The sequence below is a fragment of the Acinetobacter sp. 25-47-130 genome, assembly GCF_056779705.1.
This window is the reverse complement of sequence record NZ_JBWYII010000007.1, coordinates 87,388-113,264: the sequence shown is the minus strand read 5'-3', so window position 1 is coordinate 113,264 and position 25,877 is coordinate 87,388. Positions and strand designations below refer to the sequence as shown.

21 protein-coding genes and 1 tRNA gene are annotated in these 25,877 nt (G+C 37.5%); 13 read left to right on the top strand and 9 right to left on the bottom strand.

The genetic code is table 11. The features are described from left to right. Positions 1-1,035, bottom strand: coding sequence for a hypothetical protein (locus AC1M83_RS09940; RefSeq protein WP_481590564.1), 1,035 nt, complete (start codon positions 1,033-1,035; stop codon positions 1-3). 10 nt (positions 1,036-1,045) lie between these two features. After that, positions 1,046-2,083, bottom strand: a complete 1,038-nt coding sequence (gene queA / locus AC1M83_RS09935; RefSeq protein WP_481590563.1) for a tRNA preQ1(34) S-adenosylmethionine ribosyltransferase-isomerase QueA — start codon at positions 2,081-2,083, stop codon at positions 1,046-1,048. Positions 2,084-2,265: 182 nt separating this feature from the next. Between queA and AC1M83_RS09930 the strand changes: the two genes are divergently transcribed. The 4 genes from AC1M83_RS09930 to AC1M83_RS09915 all read left to right on the top strand — a co-directional run bounded on the left by AC1M83_RS09930 (position 2,266) and on the right by AC1M83_RS09915 (position 7,759). Beyond that, positions 2,266-2,352, top strand: a tRNA-Leu gene (locus AC1M83_RS09930). A gap of 358 nt (positions 2,353-2,710) precedes the next feature. Next, entirely contained in the window at positions 2,711-3,991 is a 1,281-nt protein-coding gene (locus AC1M83_RS09925) for a sensor histidine kinase (RefSeq protein ID WP_481590562.1), read from the top strand. A 65-nt stretch (positions 3,992-4,056) separates the two neighbouring features. After that, the gene (gene glnE / locus AC1M83_RS09920) at positions 4,057-6,798 is read left to right on the top strand and encodes a bifunctional [glutamate--ammonia ligase]-adenylyl-L-tyrosine phosphorylase/[glutamate--ammonia-ligase] adenylyltransferase (RefSeq protein WP_481590561.1); all 2,742 of its coding nucleotides are present in this window, start codon (positions 4,057-4,059) and stop codon (positions 6,796-6,798) included. 34 nt (positions 6,799-6,832) lie between these two features. Further along, entirely contained in the window at positions 6,833-7,759 is a 927-nt protein-coding gene (locus tag AC1M83_RS09915) for a branched-chain amino acid transaminase (protein ID WP_481590560.1), read from the top strand. Between the two features lie 36 nt (positions 7,760-7,795). On the opposite strand, the gene AC1M83_RS09910 is transcribed toward AC1M83_RS09915, so the two are convergent. After that, on the bottom strand, positions 7,796-8,965 hold the full coding sequence (locus AC1M83_RS09910) for a nucleotide sugar dehydrogenase (protein ID WP_481590559.1): 1,170 nt from the start codon (positions 8,963-8,965) through the stop codon (positions 7,796-7,798). A gap of 168 nt (positions 8,966-9,133) precedes the next feature. Here AC1M83_RS09910 and AC1M83_RS09905 point away from each other — a divergent pair, with 168 nt between their 5' ends. The 6 genes from AC1M83_RS09905 to AC1M83_RS09880 all read left to right on the top strand — a co-directional run bounded on the left by AC1M83_RS09905 (position 9,134) and on the right by AC1M83_RS09880 (position 15,219). Further along, a complete protein-coding gene (locus AC1M83_RS09905; protein ID WP_092767589.1) occupies positions 9,134-9,904 on the top strand; it encodes a glycosyltransferase in 771 nt (256 codons plus the stop codon). A gap of 11 nt (positions 9,905-9,915) precedes the next feature. Beyond that, positions 9,916-11,526 (top strand): glycosyltransferase family 2 protein, encoded by a 1,611-nt coding sequence (locus tag AC1M83_RS09900; protein ID WP_481590579.1) that lies wholly within the window; start codon positions 9,916-9,918, stop codon positions 11,524-11,526. After that, a complete protein-coding gene (locus AC1M83_RS09895; RefSeq protein WP_092767587.1) occupies positions 11,523-12,497 on the top strand; it encodes a glycosyltransferase in 975 nt (324 codons plus the stop codon). Before AC1M83_RS09900 ends, AC1M83_RS09895 begins: the two co-directional genes overlap by 4 nt. A 235-nt stretch (positions 12,498-12,732) precedes the next feature. Beyond that, positions 12,733-13,497, top strand: a complete 765-nt coding sequence (locus AC1M83_RS09890) for a glycosyltransferase family 25 protein (RefSeq protein WP_481587166.1) — start codon at positions 12,733-12,735, stop codon at positions 13,495-13,497. Positions 13,498-13,504: 7 nt separating this feature from the next. Next, positions 13,505-14,296 (top strand): glycosyltransferase family 25 protein, encoded by a 792-nt coding sequence (locus AC1M83_RS09885; RefSeq protein ID WP_481590558.1) that lies wholly within the window; start codon positions 13,505-13,507, stop codon positions 14,294-14,296. Between the two features lie 11 nt (positions 14,297-14,307). Beyond that, positions 14,308-15,219, top strand: a complete 912-nt coding sequence (locus AC1M83_RS09880; protein WP_481590557.1) for a hypothetical protein — start codon at positions 14,308-14,310, stop codon at positions 15,217-15,219. A gap of 114 nt (positions 15,220-15,333) precedes the next feature. Here AC1M83_RS09880 and AC1M83_RS09875 read toward each other — a convergent pair whose 3' ends face one another. The 3 genes from AC1M83_RS09875 to AC1M83_RS09865 all read right to left on the bottom strand — a co-directional run bounded on the left by AC1M83_RS09875 (position 15,334) and on the right by AC1M83_RS09865 (position 18,360). Then, positions 15,334-15,549 carry a hypothetical protein gene (locus AC1M83_RS09875; protein ID WP_035265580.1) on the bottom strand — a complete coding sequence of 72 codons (216 nt, stop codon included), beginning with the start codon at positions 15,547-15,549 and terminating at the stop codon, positions 15,334-15,336. A 108-nt stretch (positions 15,550-15,657) separates the two neighbouring features. Further along, positions 15,658-17,442: an aspartate--tRNA ligase gene (gene aspS / locus AC1M83_RS09870; protein ID WP_180028273.1), complete on the bottom strand. Its 1,785-nt coding sequence runs from the start codon at positions 17,440-17,442 to the stop codon at positions 15,658-15,660. Between the two features lie 147 nt (positions 17,443-17,589). Beyond that, positions 17,590-18,360: a DUF4184 family protein gene (locus AC1M83_RS09865; protein WP_180028274.1), complete on the bottom strand. Its 771-nt coding sequence runs from the start codon at positions 18,358-18,360 to the stop codon at positions 17,590-17,592. 180 nt (positions 18,361-18,540) lie between these two features. On the opposite strand from AC1M83_RS09865, the gene znuD reads away from it, so the two are divergent. Together znuD and AC1M83_RS09855 are read left to right on the top strand one after the other, a co-directional pair. After that, complete coding sequence (znuD, locus tag AC1M83_RS09860) at positions 18,541-20,688, top strand: zinc piracy TonB-dependent receptor ZnuD (RefSeq protein WP_481590556.1); 2,148 nt, start codon at positions 18,541-18,543, stop codon at positions 20,686-20,688. Between the two features lie 87 nt (positions 20,689-20,775). Continuing rightward, entirely contained in the window at positions 20,776-22,239 is a 1,464-nt protein-coding gene (locus tag AC1M83_RS09855; RefSeq protein ID WP_481590555.1) for a phospholipase D family protein, read from the top strand. A gap of 31 nt (positions 22,240-22,270) precedes the next feature. On the opposite strand, the gene AC1M83_RS09850 is transcribed toward AC1M83_RS09855, so the two are convergent. Continuing rightward, positions 22,271-22,717: a hypothetical protein gene (locus AC1M83_RS09850; RefSeq protein WP_092767573.1), complete on the bottom strand. Its 447-nt coding sequence runs from the start codon at positions 22,715-22,717 to the stop codon at positions 22,271-22,273. Positions 22,718-22,916: 199 nt separating this feature from the next. Between AC1M83_RS09850 and AC1M83_RS09845 the strand changes: the two genes are divergently transcribed. Beyond that, positions 22,917-23,384, top strand: coding sequence for an RcnB family protein (locus AC1M83_RS09845; protein ID WP_481590554.1), 468 nt, complete (start codon positions 22,917-22,919; stop codon positions 23,382-23,384). Between the two features lie 33 nt (positions 23,385-23,417). Here AC1M83_RS09845 and AC1M83_RS09840 read toward each other — a convergent pair whose 3' ends face one another. Both AC1M83_RS09840 and AC1M83_RS09835 read right to left on the bottom strand, forming a co-directional pair. Beyond that, positions 23,418-23,915 carry a phosphate-starvation-inducible protein PsiE gene (locus tag AC1M83_RS09840; RefSeq protein ID WP_481590553.1) on the bottom strand — a complete coding sequence of 166 codons (498 nt, stop codon included), beginning with the start codon at positions 23,913-23,915 and terminating at the stop codon, positions 23,418-23,420. A gap of 160 nt (positions 23,916-24,075) precedes the next feature. After that, a complete protein-coding gene (locus AC1M83_RS09835; RefSeq protein WP_092767569.1) occupies positions 24,076-25,857 on the bottom strand; it encodes an acyl-CoA dehydrogenase C-terminal domain-containing protein in 1,782 nt (593 codons plus the stop codon). Positions 25,858-25,877: the final 20 nt, after the last annotated feature.

The following is a 25,877-nucleotide window of genomic DNA, read 5'->3' as shown; positions in this document are numbered from 1 at the left end:
TTATGCAACTAAGTTTAGCATGCTCTGTTTGAGTTGTTGATAATTTGGCATGGTTAATGTTCTTAAGTAACCGCGCAAAGCGGATATATTTTTAATGTCTTTGATTTCAAGCTTGTGTGTGACGTCAAATAAATCGCGCTCTCCCAAATAGCACATGATTTGGTCATGAGGGTGGAAAATTAAGTCGCCCTGGTGAAGTCGATAAAATTCAATCAGTTTGAGTGTGGTTGATGGCGTCATGATCTTTGCGAGTTGTAAGCGATCTGTACCGTAAATCTGAACTTTTTTACGTAGCTCTAAATCGCTGCTCTCCCAGCGCTCTGTATATGGTGTGGTGAACCCTTTCTTTCTACTGGTCGTCGCTAATCCTAGTGGTGATATATCAAATACAAATACGCCCCAACGATGACGTTCAATTTTTTTTAATTTTTGTGGTGTTTTGTTTTGCTCAGGCAGATTGACTTCATCAATAAATCGGTAATGAAAAAGCATAACAGGGAAATCTTGATTTTGCGCGTTTTTCCACGTGGTAGAGGCAAATTTTAAAATGTCATTGGCATGGTTGCCTTGGTTAAACAAAGGAAATTTTTGCCTTAGCTGACTTATGATCAAGGTGTTATGTCTATTTGTTCCAAGGTGTGATGGCGTTGAATAAGCTTCTATACCGAATTTAAAACCAATCATTCGCTCTTCAAGAAATGAAATCACTTCATGAATAGGTTTATTTGGTTCATAAATTATATATGCAATCAGGATAAGTATCGCCGCTGAGCTATATGCCATCCATTTTAATGTGTCAAAAATAGGAAAGAGCGAAAAAACAATGAATATGATGGCAAGCGTAACTAAAAATTTAGGTATGCCATTGTGAAAAAAGAGTTGGGTATTCGAACCCCATGGATGTAATCCTTGCAGGATGTCATCAGAATGTTGAGCAGAACGTCCAAGAGCCCAAAGCCGATCAACACTGGCCATAATTTGCTTGTTCTTTCGGGTGCGAAGGTGAAGCAGTTGCTGAACAGAATCAATCGGCATAGATCAGATCCTAATCTTTTGCTTGGTCAATCAACATTGCGTCACCATAACTAAAGAAACGATAGCGTTCTTTTACAGCATGTTGATACGCATTCAAAATATAATCACGATTGGATAGGGCTGAAACAAGCATTAATAATGTTGATTCTGGAAGGTGGAAGTTAGTAATCAAACGATCTACTACTTTAAATTCATAACCAGGATAAATAAAAATCTGAGTATCACCAGTCCAGCCCTTCAGTTCGCCACCATTGGCTTGAGCCGCGCTTTCTGTTGCGCGTGTTGCAGTCGTTCCGACGGCAATCACTTTATTACCTCGATCTTTAGTCGCCTTAATCAACGCCATAGCTTCATCGCTGACTTGGCACCATTCACTGTGCATGATGTGATTTTCGATATCAGTGGTGCGTACTGGTAAGAAGGTACCTGCACCCACATGTAAGGTGACAAATGTCTTGTTTACACCTTTATCTTCAAGTTTTTTTAATAGTTGTTCATCAAAATGTAGAGACGCCGTTGGAGCAGCAACGCTAGCAATTTTTGTAGGATCATTAAATACGGTTTGATAACGAACAGTATCAATATCTTCTGCTTCTCGGTTGAAGTAAGGTGGAATAGGCAATGCACCAAACTGATCCAATACATCTAAGATTGGTTTGGAAAATTCCACCACATAGAGATTTTCATGGCGCCCTTGAACCGTAACTTTAACCTCATCTGATCCGACAAAAAGCTCAGCACCTGGTTTTGGTGAGTTACTTGCTTTGATATGGCAATGAGCAATAAATTGATCAAGCATTCTTTCAACCAGAACCTCAATCGCACCACCCGAAGCACGCTTACCTTTCAAGCGAGCTTTCATTACCTTAGTATCATTGAGAACTAATAAATCACCTTCATTAAACAGGTCTAAAATATCGGTAAATTGGTGATCGTCATATTGACCATCGGCTTTAAGATGAAGTAAGCGAGAAGCGCTTCGCTCTTCAAGAGGGTAACGGGCAATAAGTTCGTCAGGGAGTTCAAAGTTAAAATCAGAAAGTTGCATAAGAATATAAAAATGGAATCAGCAAAAATTTTGGCATTAGTATATGCTTTTTTTGCCCAGTTCGAGTTGAGTTTGGTGGTTAAAAAAGCATAATGCATGCTATTGATTTAAAAATAGGCGCTTGAGTCAGGTTTTGCATTGACAAAGAAAAGAAAAACGATATTATACCGAACACAACCTTTCCCGAGGTGGTGAAATTGGTAGACGCGGCGGACTCAAAATCCGCTGTCAGAGATGACGTGTCGGTTCGAGTCCGACCCTCGGGACCAAATACTTAAAGGCCTTCAAGCATATTCAGACTTGAGGGCCTTTTTATTTGTTTTAAATAAATAAAGGAATTTTAAAATTTCAAATGAAGATTTGATGAATAATATAAGATAAGGATTGAGTAAATTTTATTTTAATAATAAATAGTTATGGTTTATTCAATCGATCTTCACTAGACGCTTACGTTTTATAAAGTATGACTCATGCTTTAGCTAGATATTCAGTCCTCAAAAATGCACTTTCTTAATATTTGAGAATGTATTAGTCTTGATGAAATAAGGTTTCATTTCTTTACTGTGAAATGAAAAAATAAAATGTAATCGATCATTATTCCCCTTTACTCCATGGCAGGATGTAGACATGAAAATAGAATTTATAGATGTCGATCAAGCTGATCAGCTCAGTGCCTGCAAAATGTCTCTTTTACTCGGTGTATCAACGCCAAAAAATCAACTTGAGAGTTTTTTAAGATTTGCGCGTGGCATTTTAAATGCGGAATCAGCAATCTTAGCTTTTCATGATGAACCATATGTGTGGCATTCTTCTCCAAATGGATTTAAAGCTTTTAATGCCAATAAAAAAGCAAAATTATTACCATATTTCGCGGGTCAAACTTCGATCAGTCGTGATCATCCTAATTATTCATCTTTTTCAGCACATATTCATCAACTCGGAGTTGATCACGAGCGAATTATAGCCATTGATTTAAAAGTGAATGATGATTTTTCAATTGGTCAAGTGATTTTATTTGATAATCAGCACCAACCTTTTGATGATCAAAATTTAGAACTGGTTTATGATTTTTCAATGAGCTTAATTCGTATATTAGAGCTTCATTCGGATTATGCGGAACTCAAAGAATTATATGAACAACAATCGGCGCTTAATTTCAGTAAAACAAAATTCTTTCAAATCATTGCACACGATTTACGCGCACCATTTCATGGCTTATTAGGTTTTTCTGATGTATTGGCCAATGAGCGTGAAAGTTTGGATGAGGACAGTGTACAGAATATCGCTGAGTATTTACATGATACCGCTCAATCGACTTATAACTTATTGGAAAGCCTATTAAATTGGGCAATGGCTGAAGGCGGGAGATTTGTCTATCATCCTATTCAGTTTGAGCTTAAACAGGTGACAAAAATCGTTTTTGATGTTTTAAACACGTTGGCTGTGAAAAAAAATATTCAATTAATTGAAAGTGTGCCGCAAGAGTTAAAAGTCTTTGCCGACATTAATATGATCACATCAGTGATTCAAAACTTGGTATCCAATGCTTTGAAGTTTACTCATGTGGATGGAACTGGAAAAGTTTATATCGAAGCATCAAAATGCGATCAAGGTGTCGAAATTGCCATTCGCGATACAGGTTTAGGTATGACATCACAGCAAATTGAGAAGCTTTTTCAACCGGATTTGAAGGTATCTATTCGTGGTACATCTGGTGAAAAAGGTGCTGGTTTAGGTTTGGTGTTATGTAAAAGATTTGTTGATTTGAATCATGGTGAAATTGGTGTCAGTTCTCAACAAGGTCAAGGTACGACTTTTAAAGTCATATTACCTGAAGCAGACACTCATGCAGCGTTACCTACCACCCCAAATACGAGTAATCAAACATCTTTGGAAAAAGTGAACTAAATAGTCCACAAATTGCGTAAGGACTGATATAAAAGAGTTTTAGATTTATTCAGGCTTTTTTTCAAATGAATGCTGATCAGTTGCAAAAAACTCTTAGAGCCAGTCAATACGCGGAACAAGTTTATAATTTACATCAAACATTATTAGAACAAGATTATTCATCTGATCAATTTAATAAATTTTTAAGTACTGAACAAATCTATCACATTGTACAAAAAGAACTTGCTGACATTCAGGATGAAAAAGAATGGATGCAAAAAATTCGAATTTTGCGAGCACGTTTAATGTTTCGGTGGATTTGGCAGGATGCGAACCGCTTCATTTCAGTTATTACATTGACTCGTGAGCTTTCAGACTTTGCCGATGCCAGTATTGATGCAGCCAAAAGCTTCGCTTATCGTCCATTGCAAGCCAAACATGGAGAGCCGATCGGCTATAACGGTAAGCTTCAAGACCTTATCGTGATTGCAATGGGTAAATTGGGGGCTCAGGAACTTAATTTATCCAGTGATATTGATCTTATATTTGCCTTCGATGAGCAAGGTGAAACAAATGGTCGTAAATGTATTGATGTTCAGCAATTTTGCATCCTTTGGGGGCAAAAAATTATTTATTTGTTGGAACATATCACCGCAGATGGATTTGTATTCCGAGTGGATATGCGATTACGGCCATGGGGTGATGGTTCAGCACTTGCAATCAGTCATGCGGCACTCGAAAAGTATCTCAGTCAACATGGACGTGAGTGGGAGCGTTATGCATGGATAAAGGCGCGTATTGTTACAGGAGGAAAGGAAGGGGATGAGCTTCTGGAAATGACTCGACCTTTTGTATTCCGCCGTTATGTGGATTACACCGCTTTTGCAGCGATGCGTGAAATGAAAGCGATGATTGAGCGTGAAGTTCAACGTAGAAATATTGAAGATGATATTAAACTTGGTGCAGGTGGTATTCGTGAAGTCGAGTTTATCGTTCAAGTTTTCCAGTTGATTTATGGTGGTTCAAAACTTGAGCTACAAGACCGTCAATGTTTAGTGAGTCTACATCATTTGGGGGTTGTTGGACTACTTGAACCTGAAGTGGTAGATGAGCTTGAAAATGCTTATTTATTCTTGCGTCGTGTGGAACATGCTATTCAAGCCTTAAATGACCAACAAACGCAATCACTGCCTACTGAGGTTGACCAAAGAAATCGCATCGTAGAGACACTTGGTTTTGAGAGTTGGGATGCGTTCTTAGATGTTCTCAATGAGAAGCGCGCTATAGTAACTTATCAGTTTGAGCATTTGATTAAAGAAAAAGAAGTAGATCCATTGGTTGAAAGCTTTAGCCAAATAGAGCAGCAATTGAATGAAGTTTTAGATGAGTCTGCTAAAAATTTGGTTCGTGAATTTTGGTATGGACATGCCATCAAAAAATTACCCGCTAAAGCAGTTAATCGTTTAAAAGAGTTTTGGCCTCATCTGATTCAAGCTGTTCTTGAATCGGATAATCCACAAGTCGCTTTGGTAAGGCTGATGCCACTGGTTGAATCTGTGATGCGGCGAACAGTCTATCTAGTGATGTTAATTGAAAGTAAAGGAGCATTACAGCGACTCGTTAAAATGGCGACTGTAAGCCCATGGATTTGTGAAGAGTTAACTCATTATCCAGTTTTACTCGATGAGTTTTTATCGATGGATTTTGAGTTACCTAAACGCCAAGATTTGGAGGATTCACTTAGACAGCAGCTGCTGCGTATTGAAATTGATCAAGTGGAAGATCAAATGCGCGTATTGCGCTTATTTAAAAAATCGAATGTTTTGACTGTAGCAGCAAGTGATGTATTGGCTGAAAGTCCACTGATGCGTGTGTCTGATGCGCTCACCGATATTGCTGAGGTTTCAGTTCAAGCAACTTTGAATTTAGCATATCAAATTACAGCAAAAAAACATGGTTACCCAGTAGATGCAGATGGTCAACGTTGTTCAAAAAATCATATGGCATTCAGTGTCATTGGGTATGGGAAATTAGGCGGTATTGAACTTGGGTATGGTTCAGACCTTGATTTAGTCTTTATTCACTATATGGATGAGCAGGCAGATACAGATGGCTTGAAACCAATTAGTGGTTTTGAATTTGCGATGCGTGTTGGGCAAAAGCTCATGTCGCTGATGACAACCCAAACTTTAGATGGTCGTGTGTATGAGATTGATACACGATTGCGTCCTTCAGGAGAAGCTGGGCTTCTCGTCACAAGCCTTAAGGCTTTTGAGCAATACCAACTTAAAAATGCATGGCTTTGGGAGCATCAAGCGATTGTTCGTGCGCGTAGTATAGCGGGTGAGCAAAGCTTAAGAGAAAAGTTTGAGGAATTACGCTGTCGTATTTTAACTTTGCCTCGAAATGAAGAAACGGTGAGAGCAGAAGTGCTAAAAATGCGTCAAAAAATGAAAGACCATTTAGGCTCATCAAATGAGCAAAAAAAAGATGGAATTTTTCATTTAAAACAGGATGCAGGTGGTATCGTTGATATCGAATTTATGGCACAGTATGCAGTATTAGCATGGAGTGGGACGAATCCTGATCTCGCCCATTACTCCGACAATGTACGAATCCTTGAGGATGCCGCAAAAACTGGCTGCTTATCCAGCGCCGATGCGACAGCATTGATTCAAGCTTATCTCCGTGAACGTGCCGAGAGTCATCGTTTAGCCCTTGCAAATCAATCCATGCAAGTGAGTGCTGCGAATTGGCTCGATACCCGTAAGGTCGTTTGCAAGCTATGGCAAAGATTAATAGATCCAACTGCATCAGTAGTTGGATAGAAATGACTGTGTATAAAAATTTGGAGTTTAGGTCATGAATTTGGCTGATCGTGATGGTTTTATTTGGCAAGATGGACAATTAGTTGATTGGCGTGAAGCAAAAACTCACGTCTTAACACACACTTTACACTACAGTATGGGTGTGTTTGAGGGTGTCCGTGCCTACGAAACTCCGAATGGAACGGCAATTTTCCGTTTAAAAGAACACACCAAACGTCTTTTAAACTCTGCCAAAATTTATCAGATGAAAGTTCCGTTTGATCAGGCGGCGTTAGAACAAGCTCAAATTGATGTGGTGCGTGAAAATAAATTGGCTTCTTGCTATTTACGTCCAATTATCTTTATTGGTTCGGAAAAGCTAGGTATTGCAGCGACGGATAATACAATTCATGCAGTGGTTGCTGCGTGGAGCTGGGGGGCTTACCTTGGTGAAGAAGCAATGGCGAAGGGTATTCGTGTAAAAACTTCTTCTTTTACACACCATCACCCTAACGTGACGATGTGTAAGGCGAAAGCATCAGGAAACTATACGCTGTCTATTTTGGCACACCAAGAAGTTGCGCACTCAGGTTATGACGAAGCAATGTTACTTGATCCACAAGGTTATGTATGCCAAGGCTCTGGTGAAAATGTATTCTTAGTGCGTGATGGTGTGATTCATACCCCTGATATCGCTGGTGGTGCTCTTGATGGTATTACACGTCAAACCATTATTACGATTGCGAAAGACCTTGGTTATGAAGTCGTTGAACGTCGTATTACGCGTGATGAATTCTATATCGCTGATGAGGCTTTTTTTACAGGTACAGCGGCAGAAGTAACGCCAATTCGTGAATATGATGACCGTCAAATTGGTGAGGGTGTTCGTGGTCCAATCACAACACAAATCCAAAAAGCATACTTCGATGCCGTACAAGGTAAAGACCCTAAATATGTTCACTGGTTAACATATGTGAAATAATTAAGGCTTTGAAAAAGGACTCAATTGAGTCCTTTTTTAATCATCTTTACCAAAAATATCTCTGGTATACACTTTATCTGCAACATCATTCAGTTCATCGCAATGACGATTACTAATAATTAAATCTGCTCTTTTTTTAAATTCTTCCAGTGTTTTGATGATTTTTGAGTTTTGAAATTTCTTATCTAAAAGTGTGGGTTCGTAAATAATGATCTTGATTCCTTGTGCTTTGAGACGTCGCATAACGCCTTGTATTGCTGAAGATCGAAAATTGTCTGAACCACTTTTCATGACCAAACGATATATCCCAACAACGCTAGGGCATCTCTCCAAAATAGACTGTGCAATAAAATCTTTGCGAGTAATATTCGCATCTACAATGGCTTGAATTAAATTGCTTGGAACTTGGTCGTAGTTGGCGAGTAATTGTTTAGTATCTTTAGGAAGACAATATCCGCCGTAACCGAATGATGGATTGTTATAAAATTTACCAATTCGAGGATCTAAACAAACACCCTCGATCATTTGGCGAGTGTCCAATCGGTATAGTTGAGCGTAAGTATCTAGTTCATTGAAAAACGCAACGCGCATAGCTAAATAGGTGTTTGCAAAAAGTTTGATTGCCTCTGCTTCCGTGGAGTCAGTGAATAAGACTGGACAATCTTTTTTATAAGCACCTTCTATGAGCATGTTTGCAAATTGATGTGCTCGTTCAGAATTTTCACCCATTATAATTCTTGAAGGATATAAGTTATCCAGCAATGCTTTTCCTTCTCTCAGGAACTCGGGTGAAAATATAATATTTTGTGTTTCAAATTTACTTTTTAGTTGTTGGGTGTAACCTACAGGAACTGTCGACTTGATCATGATCGTCGCTAATGGATTGATACTTAAAATCTCAGTGATCACAGATTCAACACTTGAAGTGTCAAAATAATTGGTTGTAGGGTCATAATCAGTTGGTGTTGCAATAAGAATATAGTCTGCCTGAAAATATGCATCCACAGCATTAGTTGTTGCTTTAAAGTTTAATGGTTTATTACTTAGAAAATCAGAGATTTCTGTGTCTTGTATAGGTGAGATTTTCTTGTTCAATAAATTTACTTTATTTTGATCAATGTCTAAGGCGGTGACTTCATGATGTTGCGCTAAAATCATCGCATTTGAGAGACCGACGTACCCAGTGCCGACAATAGTAATTTTCATTATTTTAGTTCAAGCCAGATTAAATTTAATTTGACAAAGTAGGGTTTCTAAGACGTGACAATTTAATGAAGATTTGATTTCAATTTTGAGGAGTTTGAATTCTTATCGTTCAAGAATATTTTAACTCTGTGGTATGATGCAGCTATTGATTCGGTGGAATAAAACGGCATGTCAATACATGAAAACAATGTCTTATTAGAAGAAGAGATTGCACAAGAACAGAACATTGTTTTGTGTATGAAGTGGGGAACCAAATATGGTTCTGAGTATGTGAATCGTCTTTACAATATGGTGAAACGACACACGACTGTTGATTTCCAGATGGTTTGTCTCACTGACCGTACAGAAGGAATTGATCCAAATGTTAAATGCTTTCCTATTCCACCGTTAGCATTGCCTGAAGGTGCGCCTGAGCGTGGTTGGAACAAGCTTTCAACTTTTGAGCCTGACTTATATGGCTTAAAGGGTAACGCGCTATTTTTAGATTTGGATGTTGTTATCGTTGATAACATGGATGATTTTTTCACTTATCCAGGTGATTTTTTAATTATTCACGACTGGAAACGACCATGGCGAATCACAGGTAATAGCTCAGTATATCGTTTTAAATTGGGCGCTTTCCCTGGATTATTACCATATTTTCGTGAGAACTTTGATGAGATCCGAAAAAAATTCCGTAATGAACAAGCCTATTTGTCATGGTATGTAGATAAACATGCGAAGCAAACCTATTGGCCAGATAGCTGGTGTAAAAGTTATAAATATCACTGTTTACAAAAAATCCCAATGGCGTTTTTTAAGCCACCAGTAAAACCTGAAGGTGCTAAAATTATTATTTTCCATGGTGAGATTAATCCACCTGATGCTGTGAATGGTGGCGGTGGTAAATGGTACCGCTATGTGTTGCCAAGTCAATGGATTAAGGATGCTTGGCGCTAAACATGGAAATGTTGAATAGACAAGAAAGAGCATACCGTTTATCTGTTGTGATGATGGTAAAAAATGAGGCTGAAAATTTAGCAGTTAGTTTACCTGCATTGCGTGGTTGGGTAGATGAAATCATTGTGCTTGATTCTGGAAGTACTGATCACGGACGTGAACTGGTCGAAGCTGCTGGCGGTCAATGGTTTGTGAATACAGATTGGCCTGGTTTTGGTAAACAGCGTCAATTGGCGCAAAGCTATGCGACTGGTGATTGGATTCTAGCATTGGATGCTGATGAAGAAATTACTGAAGAATTAAAGCAAAGCATTTTAAAAGTTATCCAAAACCAACCTGCAAATATCGTTTATGGAATTAAACGCGTTGATTGTGTTTTTGGACATGAGATTGACAATCGTTATTGGTCAATAAAAGCGCATTGGCGTTTATATCCTAAATCATTTCAATATAACGATAATTTAGTGCATGAATCTATTGTTTTGAATCAAGCTAGAACAGAAACATTGAATGGATTCATGTTGCATCATACTGCACCTACACCAGAATTTTTACTCAGCAAAAGACTCCAATACGCGAAAGCGTGGGCAGTTGATCGTTTTAATCGTGGAAAATCAACTTCATCATTTGCAATTTTACTGCATGCATTCTGGGCATTTATAAAACAATATATTGTAGATGGTCGTTTTTTGAAAGGCCGCTATGGTTTTTTATACTCGATAATATTTGCGCAATATACTTTTAATAAATATGCAATTTTGTATGATCTACATCATAACAATGCCGAAGGAAAGTTTGTTGCTGAACATCAAGCATTGCAGAATCTAACTTCAATCGAGCTTGGGACAGAAAAAAGATCCACTTTATCATTGGTGATTATTTTAAAAAATGAGTCAAGACATTTGGCAGATTGCTTAGATAGTGTGGTTGATCTCGTGGATGAAATCGTCATTCTAGATTCAGGAAGCACGGACAATACTCGAGAAATTGCTGATCGTTACGGTGCAAAATGGTTTGTAAATACTGATTGGAAAGGTTTTGGTAAGCAACGTCAATTGGCTCAAAGTTATGCCACTCAAGATTATGTGTTGGTTCTGGATCCAGATGAGCGATTGGATCAACCTTTACGTGACTCGATTGCAGAAATTCTAAAGCAGCCAGTACAGTATGATCGAGTGTTTAGTTTGGCGCGAGTGAATTTATTCTGTGGTGTTGAAGTTCAAAAACGAGGCTGGTACACCGACAAACTTGCAAGACTTTATTCACGTGAGCATTTTAAGTATTCAGATTTAGAAGTGCATGAATCTTTAGACCAAAAAGGGGTTTCAGCACAATGTTTGCCAGGTTATTTGGCTCATTTGACCAACGATGATTTACACCATTTCTTGCTCAAAAATGTTCGATATAGTCATGATTGGGCAAAAGATAAGTTTAAAAATGGAAAAAAAGTCAGTTTAATTGCCTTAATATTTCGATCAATATTTTCATTTATTCGAGAATATATTATCCGAGGTGATTTTGTTGGTGGAGCATATGGATTATTTTTGGCAATCGCTTCGATGGGATACACCTTTAATAAATACGTGATGCTTTGGCAAATGAATCAAGAGAAGAATAAATGAATATTGTAATCGCAAATATGTCGACGATTCCAGTTTTTGCTTACGGTGGAACGGAGCGAGTTATTTGGGATTTAGCAAAAAAATTAGTCGAGTTCGGTCATAAAGTCACATTTATCGTCCCGAAGGGCTCAACTTGTGATTTTGCAGAAGTTATTGAAATTGATCCTTTTAAATCTTGGAGTCAATTAATTCCTGAAAATACAGATATCGTTCATTTTCAATTCCAACCTAAAAACCTTGAAATTGATATACCTTATGTTGTGACAGAACATGGTAATGCTCAAGTGGGTGATTTGTTAGATAGAAATACTATTTTTGTTTCAAAAAATCATGCAGAGAGACATCAGTCGAACAGTTTTGTTTATAACGGCCTCGATTGGTCAAATTATGGTAATGTGAATTGGAAAGCCAAGCGTGATTATTATCATTTCTTAGGTAAAGCGGCTTGGCGTTTAAAGAATGTCAAAGGTGCGATCAATGTTGCTTTAAAAGCGAAGCAAAAATTAGATGTATTGGGTGGTGACCGCTTTAATTTTAAACGAGGCATACGCTTAACATTTTCTCCAAATATTCGTTTTCATGGTATGGTGGGCGGTCAAGAAAAACTCGCACTATTAAATGGTTCAAAAGGTTTGATTTTTCCAGTGCGTTGGCATGAACCATTTGGTTTAGCGATTATCGAAAGTATGTATTTCGGGTGTCCAGTTTTTTCAACGCCTTATGGGGCTATTCCAGAATTAGTTCCTCATTTTTGTGGAAAACTTTCACCTCAAACCGATGAGTTAGTCGATGCTATTTTGAATCAGAAATATGATCCTTTACAGTGCCACGAACATGTTAAAGAATATTTTAATGCTGAAAAAATGATGTATGGATATTTAGAAAAATATCAAATGGCTGTTGAGGGTAAAGCATTTAATTATCAAGCTCCATCATTATTGAAAGATAGCACTCATTTAGATTGGCATTAAAAATGCTAAACTCTCATGTAGTTTTTAAATGTATTGCAAATGTTCTAATGTGTAATTAGACAAACTAGAAAAACTAACTTTTATGGATAGATATTTTTTTAATTAATCTAAATTAAAGTATAATGTATATGTTTTTTTCATACTAGAACTGTTGAATGTGAAATTTATTAACAACCATAATCTATTAACTTTTTTTATTTTATAAGCTTAGTAAAAAGTAGATCCCCAATTTTATATGAAGAGTTTTGTTATAAGTTTACCTTCTGCTCATGAGCGAAGGAGTCATATCACTGAGGAATTTCACGCAAAAAAAATTGATTTTGAGTTTTTTGATGCTCTAACTCCCGATTTAGCCTACGAAATTATAAAATCTGATTTTGATTTTTTTGACCTGACTAAAATTAGTGAAGGTGAATTGGCGTGTGCATTGAGCCATATTACTGTTTGGAAGAAAGCGCTGAATGATGGTTTGGATTATGTTGCGATCTTTGAAGATGACATTTTTTTAACTGAAGATGCATCATTATTTTTAAAGGATAGTAGTTGGTTAGAACAAAATATAGATATTTTAAAGATTGAAACTTTCTTCGAGAGAGTAATTTTAAAAAAATCAAAATTAAGTAAAGAAAAACATGTAATAAGTGAGCTAAAAACAGATCACTTTGGGGCTGCGGGATATATACTTTCGAAAAAAGCCATAAAGAATATTCTAAACTATATTCAGCATCAAACAACGTTGAAACCATTGGATCACATACTATTCTCTGATTTGCTTAAACACAATGATTATATTGTTTATCAGTTGGAACCTGCGATTTGTATACAAGAGAAAGTTCTCAAGCAAGAAATTACGCTCGTTAGTTCGCTAGATGCTTTCCGCAACAATTTTAAAGTACCAAAACAAATGTTGAGCATTGATCAAAAAATCAAACGAGAATTTCTTCGTTTGATTCATAAGTTGAGGCTATGTTTGTTTGCTAGAAAAGTAGAGTTTAAGTAGCTGAATTATGAAAAATTTTGTTATTAGCTTAGAGACTGCTAAGAGCCGACGTGAACACATAAGCATTGAATTCAATCGTCAAAATGTTGGTTTTGAGTTTTTTAATGCGATTACACCTGATTCTAGTCAGAAATCGATTAACTTATTAGATCTAAATTTTCAAAAGACAGAGCTTACAGAAGGTGAAATAGCTTGCTTATTGAGTCACCTCACTTTGTGGAAAAAAGCAGTTGATGAGCAATTTGATTTTATTACTATATTTGAAGATGATGTTTACCTGGGTCAAGAGAGTCATCTACTTTTAGAGAATTATAATTGGATACCAAAAGATACACATATAATCAAACTTGAAGTTTTCTCAAAAAAAATAAAAATGGCTTATCAAAAGCAAGCTATAGTACCTGGTAAACGAGCGTTGTATCAGCTGAATGGTATACACTTAGGTTGTGCTGGCTATATTTTATCTAGAAAGGCTTGTGAACAATTATTGCAATATGCTCGAAGTCTTGATGAAATGGTGGCTGTTGATCATATAGTTTTTGAATTATTTGATCAGTCAACTCAGTATACTCCATATCAATTAAGTCCTGGGTTGTGTATTCAAAGCGATATATTAAAGCCTACACAAAAAGAAATTTTTGAAAGTAGTTTAGAGCAGAATCGTCGTAAGCGTTTTGATATTCAAGTACAGCATATCAAGCAGAAATTGACGTTTAAACAAAAGGTTGTACGGGAGTGGTTTAGACTCATTCAGCAACTGTTGGATGTATATCAGCACCGAACAATTAAGTTTAAATAGGAAAAATATCGATGGGTGATGAGAAGGTTATTCTAGCTGCTGCTACAGGTTACAGTGTTTCTCAAATTTTAGCGTTCATAAACTCTTTAGATCATACTGAATTTGATGGTGAACTTGTTTTAATCATTTATCGTAAACAATTAGAAGAATATAGAAAACACTTAAAGCATATTCAACACTACACTATTAATTACCAATTTAGTTCTATGGGTAAGCTACACTATCGTAATGATTATGTTGGATTACTCAAACATAAGTTGGCACGACGTTGCGCCACTCTGTTTTTTCAATTTGTAGCTAAAATTCCAATGCAAGGTTGGAAAGAAATCGCTTTGAACTATGCGAGTTATCCTCATGTAGGTCGTTTCTTTGAGTATCAAAAAGCGATTCGACTTCGTCCAAATGCTCAAAAAATTCTTTTATCTGATATTCGGGATGTAATTTTCCAAGCTCCACCACTTGATGGCATCGTACATGGATTGTATGTCGGGATGGAAAAACAAAAGGTTAAATTAAAGGATGAGGCTTATAACGCTGACTGGATTAAAGATGCATACGGTGTAGAAGTCTTAGAGCAAATGGGAATGCAGCAGATTTCATGTTCAGGAGTAAGCTATGGTGATCGAGAGTCAATGCTGGCTTATATTCAGTTAATGATAAGAGAGTTTTGTAATATTCCATATAAAATCATGTCGAATCGAATTTATGATCAAGCCATGCATAATAAGTTGATATTCGATGGTCGTATACCCAATATTCAATTCTGCCAACCTAATGATTCCAATATAATAACTTTAGGGTTATTTTCGCAAGAAGAGATATCTTTGTTAGATGGCAAAATAGTCAATAAAGATCAATCTGTGATTCCTATAGTGCACCAATATGATCGACATAAGTTTTTATTAAAAATTTTAAACCCTTAGGTATTTAATTTATATTTAAAAATTAATAATTTATTGATAATAGGTGAATCTTGTCAGATGAATACTGACTTAATTTAAGCAAGAGAAGAATGAAGAGGGAAGTAAGCTCAATGCTTATTTATCCGCATTTCCTTTAATCACCATATAAATAAGTGCGGCGATTGAACCAAATGCGGCAATAAAACTACTCGTACTAAAGAACACGATACGCTGATAAGTGGTGAGGTTAAATAATTGTTCATTCAAGATATAACGCATAAATGCCCATTGCACGATGCAAAATACAATAATAATGATTGTATGACGACGAACATCAGGACGCATAGCCATATGAATGAACTCTTAAATATTTTCTGAGATTATGCCATTTTTGAGCGTTTATCTCAATGAAATAAAAACCCTGCAGTTGCAGGGTTTTTTATTTAGATCAACAAAACATTATTCTTGTGATTCAGCTTTTGGTTTTTCACGTAAGCGAATACCAAGATCACGAAGTTGAGTTGATTCAACTGGTGCAGGTGCTTGTGTTAAAGGACATTCCGCAGTTTTCGTTTTCGGGAATGCAATCACATCACGAATAGAAGAACCACCTGTCATTAACATCACAAGACGATCTAAACCGAATGCTAAACCACCGTGTGGAGGTGCACCATAACGTAAAGCGTTCAATAAGAAGCTGAATTTCTCTTCTGCCTCTTCTTCACCAATACCTAATGCTTCAAAAATTGCTTTTTGCATTTCTAAGTTATGAATACGAAGCGAACCACCACCGATTTCAGTACCGTTAAGTACCATATCGTAAGCAACAGACAATGCAGCACCTGGGTTATTCTTCACTTCTTCAACGCTAGATTTTGGCAATGTGAATGGGTGGTGAACAGAGGTCCATTTGCCATCATCAGTTTCTTCAAACATTGGGAAATCAACAACCCAAAGTGGTGCCCACTCGCAAGTTGCCATCTTCATGTCATGACCGACTTTGATACGTAAAGCACCCATTGCATCGTTTACAACTTTCGCTTTATCTGCACCGAAGAATACGATATCGCCATTTTCAGCACCCACACGTTTTAATAGATCAAGAACGATTGGCTCGATGAATTTCACGATAGGAGATTGTAAGCCTTCAATGCCTTTTTCCAGCTCATTGACTTTAATATAAGCTAAACCTTTTGCACCGTAGATACCTACAAACTTAGTGTACTCGTCGATTTGGCTACGTGGAAGAGAGCCTGCACCCGGTACGCGAAGCGCAACAATACGACCTTTAGGATCTTTAGCAGGACCTGCGAATACTTTGAACTCTACATCTTGCATTAAATCTGCAACGTCAACGAGTTTAAGTGGAATACGTAAGTCAGGCTTGTCAGATGCATAGTCACGCATTGCATCTGCATAGGTCATACGTGGGAACCTATCAAATTGAACATTAAGAAGTTCTTTAAACATCTTAACTGTTAAACGTTCCATTAAATCCATAATGTCATCGTCACTCATGAACGATGTTTCAACGTCGATTTGTGTGAATTCAGGCTGACGGTCAGCACGTAAGTCTTCGTCACGGAAACATTTAGCAATTTGGTAATAACGATCAATACCACCCACCATTAACAATTGTTTAAACAACTGTGGTGATTGCGGAAGAGCGTAGAAACTACCATTTGATACACGGCTTGGAACTAAATAGTCACGCGCACCCTCAGGAGTCGCACGTGTCAAAATAGGTGTTTCAACGTCTAAAAATCCATTTTCTTCGAAATAGTTACGAATAAGGTTTGTTAATTTAGAGCGGAAACGTAAACGCTCTAACATTTCTGGACGACGAATGTCCAAGAAACGATACTTCAAACGAATTTCTTCTGAAATATTAGTATTATCATCATTTAATGGAAATGGTGGAGTTTCAGACGCTGCTAGAACTTCAATTTCTTTACCTAATACTTCGATTTGACCACTCACCATGTTGGCATTTTCAGTACCAGCATAACGACGGCGAACGCGACCAGTAATTTTTAAAACAAATTCAGAACGAGCTTTATCAGCTGTTTCGAAAGCTTCTGGTGTATCAGGATCAATAACCACTTGAACTAGACCATCACGGTCACGCATATCAAGGAAAATTACACCACCGTGGTCACGGCGACGGTGTACCCATCCGCAAAGTGTAACGGTTTGATCAATTTGAGCTTCGGTTAATGAACCGCAGTAATGAGTTCGCATCATAGCGTTAAAAATCCAACTATATGGGTTAATGAAAGCGTATACGTAAACAGCGTAACGCCTTTATACAAAGGGTGAATTATGCCTCTTTGAGACTACAGTCACAAGGAGAAGATTATGAAAGCCCAATTATTTAATGCAAATTTAAAATTAAGACGATCCTTCGAATAATTCCAATTGATCTAGGATTTGAAAAACAAGCGCACAAATCGCAAACGTCAATAGAAAGCCTCTAAAGAAATAATTAATTGAGAAGCCAATGTAACCATATAGGTCATTTAAAATAGCTGTATTGTAATTAGAGTTGAAATGAATAAATCCAAATAATCCAACTAATATTGAAATTAGCACGGATACCACAGCAAAAATAGTGATAGAACGAGTTACTCTGAATGGTTGACGGTAAGTACAAAAATACTGTTTTGCAAACCATAAAATAAAGGGTAAAACGATAATAGAGGTACCGACCTGTAAAATTCGATGGAGGGAGTAGTGTTGTCCGAAAAGATTGATTTGCTTAGCTAATAGATCATGAAAAGCAAAGGTTCTGTAATCAACATGAGTTAAACCATCCCAAAGGATATGACTGCTGATACCCAAGATTAATGAAATATTGATCAGCACCAAGAATTGAAAGACAGATCTAAAGTTCGAGAGTTTTAAGGGATTGTAAATACCAATCCATCTAAAAAAAGTAGGTCGTAATAGTGCATACCACAATAGACAGAATGCCATTCCCACCAATAAATTGGGGTATAGCAATGCGCTCCATTGATGTGAGATTTGGATATGTTCGTCTGTAAAAAGACGAAATAAGTCAGGGACCATGCAACCAATTGCTAGAGCAGAAATAGGAAGTGTTCCTTTCGATGCTTTATGCAAAATTGGTGCGAGTACAGCATGTGAAATTGTAAAGGGCATTGCTGAAATATATCAAAAAAATGCTATCCGAATTTTATAGATTAACATTGATATGTAACCCATTGGTTTAATTATATGAAGGTAATTAATTTGGAGTAAATGAATGAAATATGATTGAAGTTTGGTTGAAATGTTATATTATAACAACAATTGTAAATTCTCGAATTTTGAGCTTGTCGTATGAACTTTCATAAAAATATCATTACTGCCTCCGTCTTGGCAGTGATAGCATCCGCAGCACATGCTGATCAAAAACAAAAAAATGTTCAATTAGATACAATTTCTTCTACCGCACATCCATTGGTTCAAACAGCTGCTGACTTCGCTGTAGCAGATCATGTGATTGATCAAAAAAAATTATCTGAAAGACCAACAACCATAGGTGATGCGTTAGCCGATGAGTTGGGTGTTTATTCTAATCAGTATGGAACAGGTGCAAGTCGTCCTGTGATTCGTGGCCAAGATGGACCGCGTGTAAAAGTTTTACAGCATGCTTCTGAAACTGCTGATGTATCAACACTTTCTCCTGACCATGCCGTAACGGTTGATCCTATTTTGGCGAAGCAAGTGGAAGTTATCCGAGGACCTTCAACATTACTGTACGCAGCTGGAACTGTGGGTGGTTTAGTCAACGTGACTGATCAAAAAATACCGACACAAATGCCAGCTAATGGTCTAGAGGGGCAAGTGGGCGTCCGCTACAACTCTGGGAGTGATGAAAAACTTGCGAGTGCAGGTGTAACAGCAGCTATAGGTGAAAATTTTGCACTTCGTGTTGAAGGCACGAAGCATAAAGCCAATGATTATATCCCTTTCAAAGGTTACTTCACTGAACATCATCATGAGGGTGAGACAGAGCCTCATCGTGAAAGTGCTAAACGTGTAGAAAATACCTTCTCAGAAGGTCAAACAGTTAATGTCGGCGGCTCATGGATCCATGATCGAGGTTTTGTGGGGCTGTCATATAGTAATCGACAAGATAAATATGGATTACCAGGTCATAGTCATGAATATCATGGATGTGAATTGCATGGAGATCATTTCCATTGTCCACCACCTAATTCAGCGCACGACCATGAACACGAAAATGCTGCAGGTCCATGGGTTGACTTAAAATCTGAACGCTATGATTTGCGAACTGAATTAAATGATCCATTAAAAGGACTTGAAAAGCTGCGAGCTCATTTAAGTTTTACAGATTACGAGCATGATGAACTAGAAGAAAATGAAGTTATTAGTAACTTTAAAAGTAAGGGTTATGATGGTCGTTTAGAGTTGGTTCATATACCGTTGTTAGGTTGGGAGGGTGTTGTAGGTGTACAAGCATCTCAGCAAAAAATAAAACTTAATGCGCCTGAGGGACATGACCATGATGAAGTTGATCATGGTGACCATGATCATAGTGATCACGATCATGAACATCATGGTCATAGTCATGATGTTCTGATGGCGGATACAAAAACCAATAAGTACAGTTTATTTGCACTAGAACATAAACAGGTTGGTCCTGTGCATGTCGAATTGGGCGCTCGTGTAGACCATCAAAAAATTGATGTCGATTCCAATCAAAAGAACTACTCAGGGACTGCTGTTTCAGGATCAGCTGCAGCTAATTGGGAGTTCGCGCCAAATTATAAGTTGTCTCTAGTGGGGTCTCATCAACAACGTTTACCGCTAGCTCAAGAGTTATATGCAGATGGTCTTCATTTTGCAACAAACACATATGAGCTAGGTAATCCAGATATTGATAAGGAAACATCAAATAATCTAGAGTTAGGTCTCCATTATGAAGGTGATCAGCTCGATTATCATGTTCATGTTTATCACAATTGGTTTGATGACTATATTTATGGTGCAACTGTAGCTCAACAAGGCAATTTACGTGGACTTAAATATACGCAGGATAAGGCACGTTTTTATGGAACTGAGGCTCAGCTAGGCTATCAAATTAATGATACTTACAAGGTGAGTGTGTTTGGTGATTATGTAAGAGGCAAGATAGAGGGGGAAAATGCTCCACGTGTTCCTGCTGGACGACTTGGTACAAAGGTGGAAACCAATTTTGCTGATGGTTGGTCTGGTTTAGCTGAGTATTATCATGTATTCAAGCAAGATAAATTTGCTGACTTTGAAAAAGAAACCCAAGGTTATAACATGGTCAATGTTGGTGTGTCTTATGCTGGGCAGTTAAACAATCGCAACGATTATCGGGTTTATTTAAAAGCAAATAACTTGTTGGATGATCAGGTTTATTCGCACAATTCATTTTTGTCGAATATTCCACAAATTGGACGTAATTTTACCGTCGGCGTTGAATACGAGTTCTAATTTAATTCAACGTGTTAAAAACAGTTTAATGCTTGAAAAAACGTAAATTAAAACCTAGTCTGAAAGTATCGGACTAGGTTTTTTGTTATGCGTCTATTTAAACGAATTCACCAAAAATTAAATTGGTCAAACCGACGTTATGTTGGTCTGATTCTAGGTATGCTGACCATCGGCTATTTAGCCTCAGCGCTTTATCATATTTATAAACCATTACCAGAAGGGCTTAATTATTCCGGTAAATTACGGCATGCAAATGTGAAATTCCTAGCAGACCAAACTTATATAGATACGGCGGGTCAGCGACAGCAGCATCAGATTTTTGATGAAATTCTCAATCTTATTGATCAAGCGCAAACCACAATTGTGTTAGATATGTTTCTGTTCAATCCTGAAACTGGTCAGTCTCAAAATCAACATCGCGCCTTAACACAAGAACTGACCCAAGCACTCATTCAAAAAAAGCATCTAACACCGAATATTGAAATTAAATTAATCACTGATCCTATAAATTCAGTTTATGGTGGAATAATCCCAGAGCACTATCGACAACTCAGACAAGCAGGAATTGATGTCATAGAAACAGATTTATCACCATTACGCGCATCGAATCCACTGTGGTCGGGCATTTGGTATTTTTGTTGTCAGAATTTAGGAAATAATGCTGAGAAAGGTTGGTTAAGTAATCCTTTCGGCGAAGAAAAAATTACCATTCGAAGTTATTTAAATCTTTTTAATTTTAAAGCGAACCATCGTAAAACCATCATAGTGGATACATCCGAGGGATGGAAAACACTAGTGACTTCGATGAATCCGCATGATGGAAGCTCAAGCCATTCTAATGTAGCACTTGTGGTCGAAGGGCATACAGCTGTCGATATTTTAAAAACTGAACAATCAGTGGCTTTATTTTCTAAAGCAAATATTCCAATGGTTATTGTGGGAGATGTACCAGAAGATAAACAGTTGCCACAAGTGCAAGTACTGACAGAAAAAGCAATATATGATGAAGTGCTGAAACTGATTGAATCTGCTCAAGGTGCTGATGCAAAAATAGATTTGGCAATGTTCTATTTATCAGAGCGAGAAATTATTGAAGCCTTAATTAAAGCTCACCAACGCGGTGTTAAAGTTCGTGTATTACTAGACCCAAACAAAGATGCATTTGGACGTACTAAAAATGGTATTCCAAATCGTCCTGTCGCGACAGAGCTCTATAAAGCTGGAATAGACGTACGCTGGTGTAATACACAAGGTGAGCAGTGCCATTCAAAAATGATTACTAAGCGTAGTTCAAATCAGGTTGAACTGATTTTGGGGTCGGCTAATTTTACTGCTCGTAATTTGAAAAATTATAATTTAGAAACTGATTTACGTGTTATTGGCTCTTCAAATCAGCAAGTTTTTAAAGATGCAGTACAGTATTTTGATACTGCTTGGATGAATTTAGAGGGTAAGCAAATGAGTGTTGATTACTCAGAATATGCAGAAGATTCAAAAATGAAATATGCCATTTATCGATTCATGGAATGGAGTGGTCTCTCAACCTTCTAAAAAAAATCCCTCTAAAGAGGGATTTTTTCATTTATGGATTCGGTGGAACTAATTTATCGAGTTCCTTATCATCAATCTGATCGAGCTCTTTAATGTCGGTTTTAATTTTCCACTTAGACTCATCCTCAACAGGTTGAGGTAAACGTGCTTCTAACCAATCACAAACCACATCTGGCGTAAAATCAGGATGATTACACTGAATCACCCAAGATAAGAATTGTTTCGCCTCACCATTCATATAGGGTGGAGGAGACACTGGTAAAAACTGAGTGGGTAGGCGTTCATTTTTAGAAATGTAATTTAATACATGACCAAGTTCTTGAACCGTTTGCCAAGCTAAGGCATGGTCGATATTGATTTGAAATTTAAACCACCATGCATGTTCACCATCAGTGCCATAAGAATCGATATAGTTTTCTTGGACACTCGGAACTTTACAAAAAAATTGGTGCAGGCGATCAAAACTCATTTCAGGCACGGTGGATAATCTCGCAAAGTTAAAAATGGTTAGTCTAGCAGATTTACAAACAGACTCATGCAGATAAATAAAAGGTCTAAAGTATTAAATTTAAAATTTTAAATAATGTTCAAGATTTCTACATGATTGATCTATATTTAAGTTTTAGAATGAGTGTTGAAAACAAAAGTAATCTTACATTTGGAATGAGGTAATAGAGATGAACAATACATTATTGGTTAAGACTCTATTCGGTTCAGTGATTCTTTTAATAACGAGTCATACTTTTGCAGATAGTTGGGCTAATTACCAAGGTTCTAAGGTTCGACCTGTAAAACCAACACAGACTCCAATATATACTGGTAATGCAGATCGTCTAAGTAAGCCAGTCCCATTGCAACAACCACGTTTTGCTCAGAATAGACCTCAATTACAGCGACCATATCCTCCTTATCCAGCGTATCCGCAGCAGAATGGGATTACAGTGATCTATCAACAGTCTTTACCGACCACGACGACATATTCTAGCAAGCAGTCAAGTTTCGTAAATGGGCAGGGTGGTACTATTGAAATGAGTCAGTATATGCTGATTTCAGATTGGCGTCGTTATGGTCTTCCTGCACCACAAGTTGGAATGCATTGGATATACCAAAATGGTCGATATATCCAGATGCCAAATGATCGTTAGATGCTTAATCCAATTTGTCTAAGCCATCTTTATCTAAGCCAACTCATCATCTTCAGGGCGTGGTGTTTTTCCAAGTGGTAAAGGTTTATCTTGGTGTTTATCTCGGATCACTGATGGAAAATTCCAAGAAGCAAAACGCACGACCAATATAGCGAATGCTAGGATTAAAATTGATCCTGTAATAATGACTAAATCAATATCAGCTTTATGGTCATGTTGAATATCTGAAATTAACAGACGTGTCAGGGCAGTGATGGCGATATAGATCAGAAATCTGACGGGCATATGATTGGTCTTAAAATAAATACCTACCATCGCACCTAGCTCTAAATAGATAAATAACAACAGAATGTCATCAATCGTTGCATATTGTTTTACCGTAAGAATATCAATCACGGTATGTCCTGCAGACCAAATTACCATGCAGCCAATAATAAAGAGCGCAATATAGTGGAAGCTCTCAACTGCTAGATTTCCAAAACGATCTAATAAGGATTCGATTTTTTTTACGCTAATATCTTTTTTAATCATGACATCTCCTCCTTTGAAAAAAACTGATGGTTTCATTGGAGTGATGCAAAATTCATGCTCATTTTATGCCTAAGCAGGGAAGACTATTATGAGTTGCTTTGAAAATAAGCAAATTCAGGTAAAAAAAAGCCTGAAGAATCAGGCTTTTTTAAGATAAAACTTATGATTGATTTGTGAAGTAATCTTCGCTAAATCCCATCACGATTTCAGAGCTAGCTTTGATGCGAGCTAAACGTGTATTTAATTCAGGTAAAACGCGTTGGATGTAGTAGTTCACCAAAGATAATTTGTTCTCATAGAACTCACCTGATTTTTCACTCGCAGCTTTAGCAATTTTAGCAAACATATAGGTAAAGCTGAGTAAGCCTACCGCATGTAAATAATCAACCGCAGCAGCATTCGCATAATCAGGATTTTCCGCAGCACGTTCAAGAACAACTTGTGTAATCGATTCAAGTTCAGTTGCAGCATCAAGAGTGGCATCTTTGATGTAATTTAAGTCCGCATCTAATGCATTTGCAAAGTCACGAATTTCTTCGATATATTCTGCGATGAATTGACCATTACATTTAATCGTTTTACGACCAATCAAATCTTGTGATTGAACGCCGTTCGTGCCTTCATAAATTTGTGAGATACGAAGATCACGGATACATTGTTCCATACCCCATTCACGAATATAGCCGTGACCACCAAAGACCATTTGGGCATCTAGTGTCGCATTGAAAGCAGTGTCTGTTAAATATGCTTTTGCGATTGGTGTGAGCAAAGCAACACGATTATTTGCTTTTGCAACTGCTTCTGGATCTGTCGAGAACTTTGTAATGTCAAGTTGTTGACCTACATATACTGCAAATGCACGTGAAGCTTCATTGTTCGCACGAGCATTTAAGAGCATACGACGTACATCACCGTGCACAAGAATACTATCAGCAGGTTTATTCGGAGATTTCACACCTGTTGCACTACGACCTTGTAAACGATCAGTGGCGTATTGAGCAGCATTTTGATAAGCAAATTCAGAAGCGCCTAAACCTTGGATACCCATGGACAAACGTTCATAGTTCATCATCACGAACATTGCAGCAAGACCTTCGTTTTCTTTACCGACTAAATAGCCTTTTGCACCGTCAAAGTTCATCACACATGTTGCAGAGGCTTTGATCCCCATTTTGTGTTCAATAGAACCAGGGCCTACAGGGTTACGATCACCCAAGGTACCATCTTCATTCACTAAGAATTTAGGTACAATGAACAGAGAAATACCGCGTGAACCAGCAGGAGCATCAGGCGTTTTTGCTAATACAAGGTGAATAATATTTTCAGCTAAATCATGGTCACCACCGGTAATAAAAATTTTAGTACCTGTGATGTTGTAAGTACCATCTTCATTACGTTCAGCCTTAGTTTTAATAATGCCTAAATCAGTACCTGCGTGAGGCTCTGTGAGACACATCGTACCTGACCATTCACCTGAATAGATTTTAGGAAGATAGGTTTCTTTTTGTTCTTGAGAAGCATAGCTATTTAATGCCATACCCGCACCCACAGAAAGAAGTGGGTAAAGCATAAATGATGGGTTGGTTGCAAAAAGCATTTCATCTGCAAGCACAGTCAGCATTTTTGGCATGCCTTGACCGCCCCATTCTTCGTCAGCACCTAAGCCAATCCAACCACCTTCTGCATATTGTTGGAACGCTTCTTTAAAGCCCGCTGGTGTGGTAACAGATCCATTATTATAAGTTGCGCCTTCTTCATCACCTGTGCGATTTAGGGGAAGGGTTACGTTTTGAGCGAATTTAGCCATCTCTTCTAAAATAGCTTCAGCTGTCGCAGCATCAATATGAGCTAAATTCTCATTTGATTGCCAAAATTGTTCAGCTTGAAATACATCATTCAAAATGAACTTCATATCTGTAAGAGGCGCATTATAGATTGGCATTTTCGTTCACCTTTTTTTTG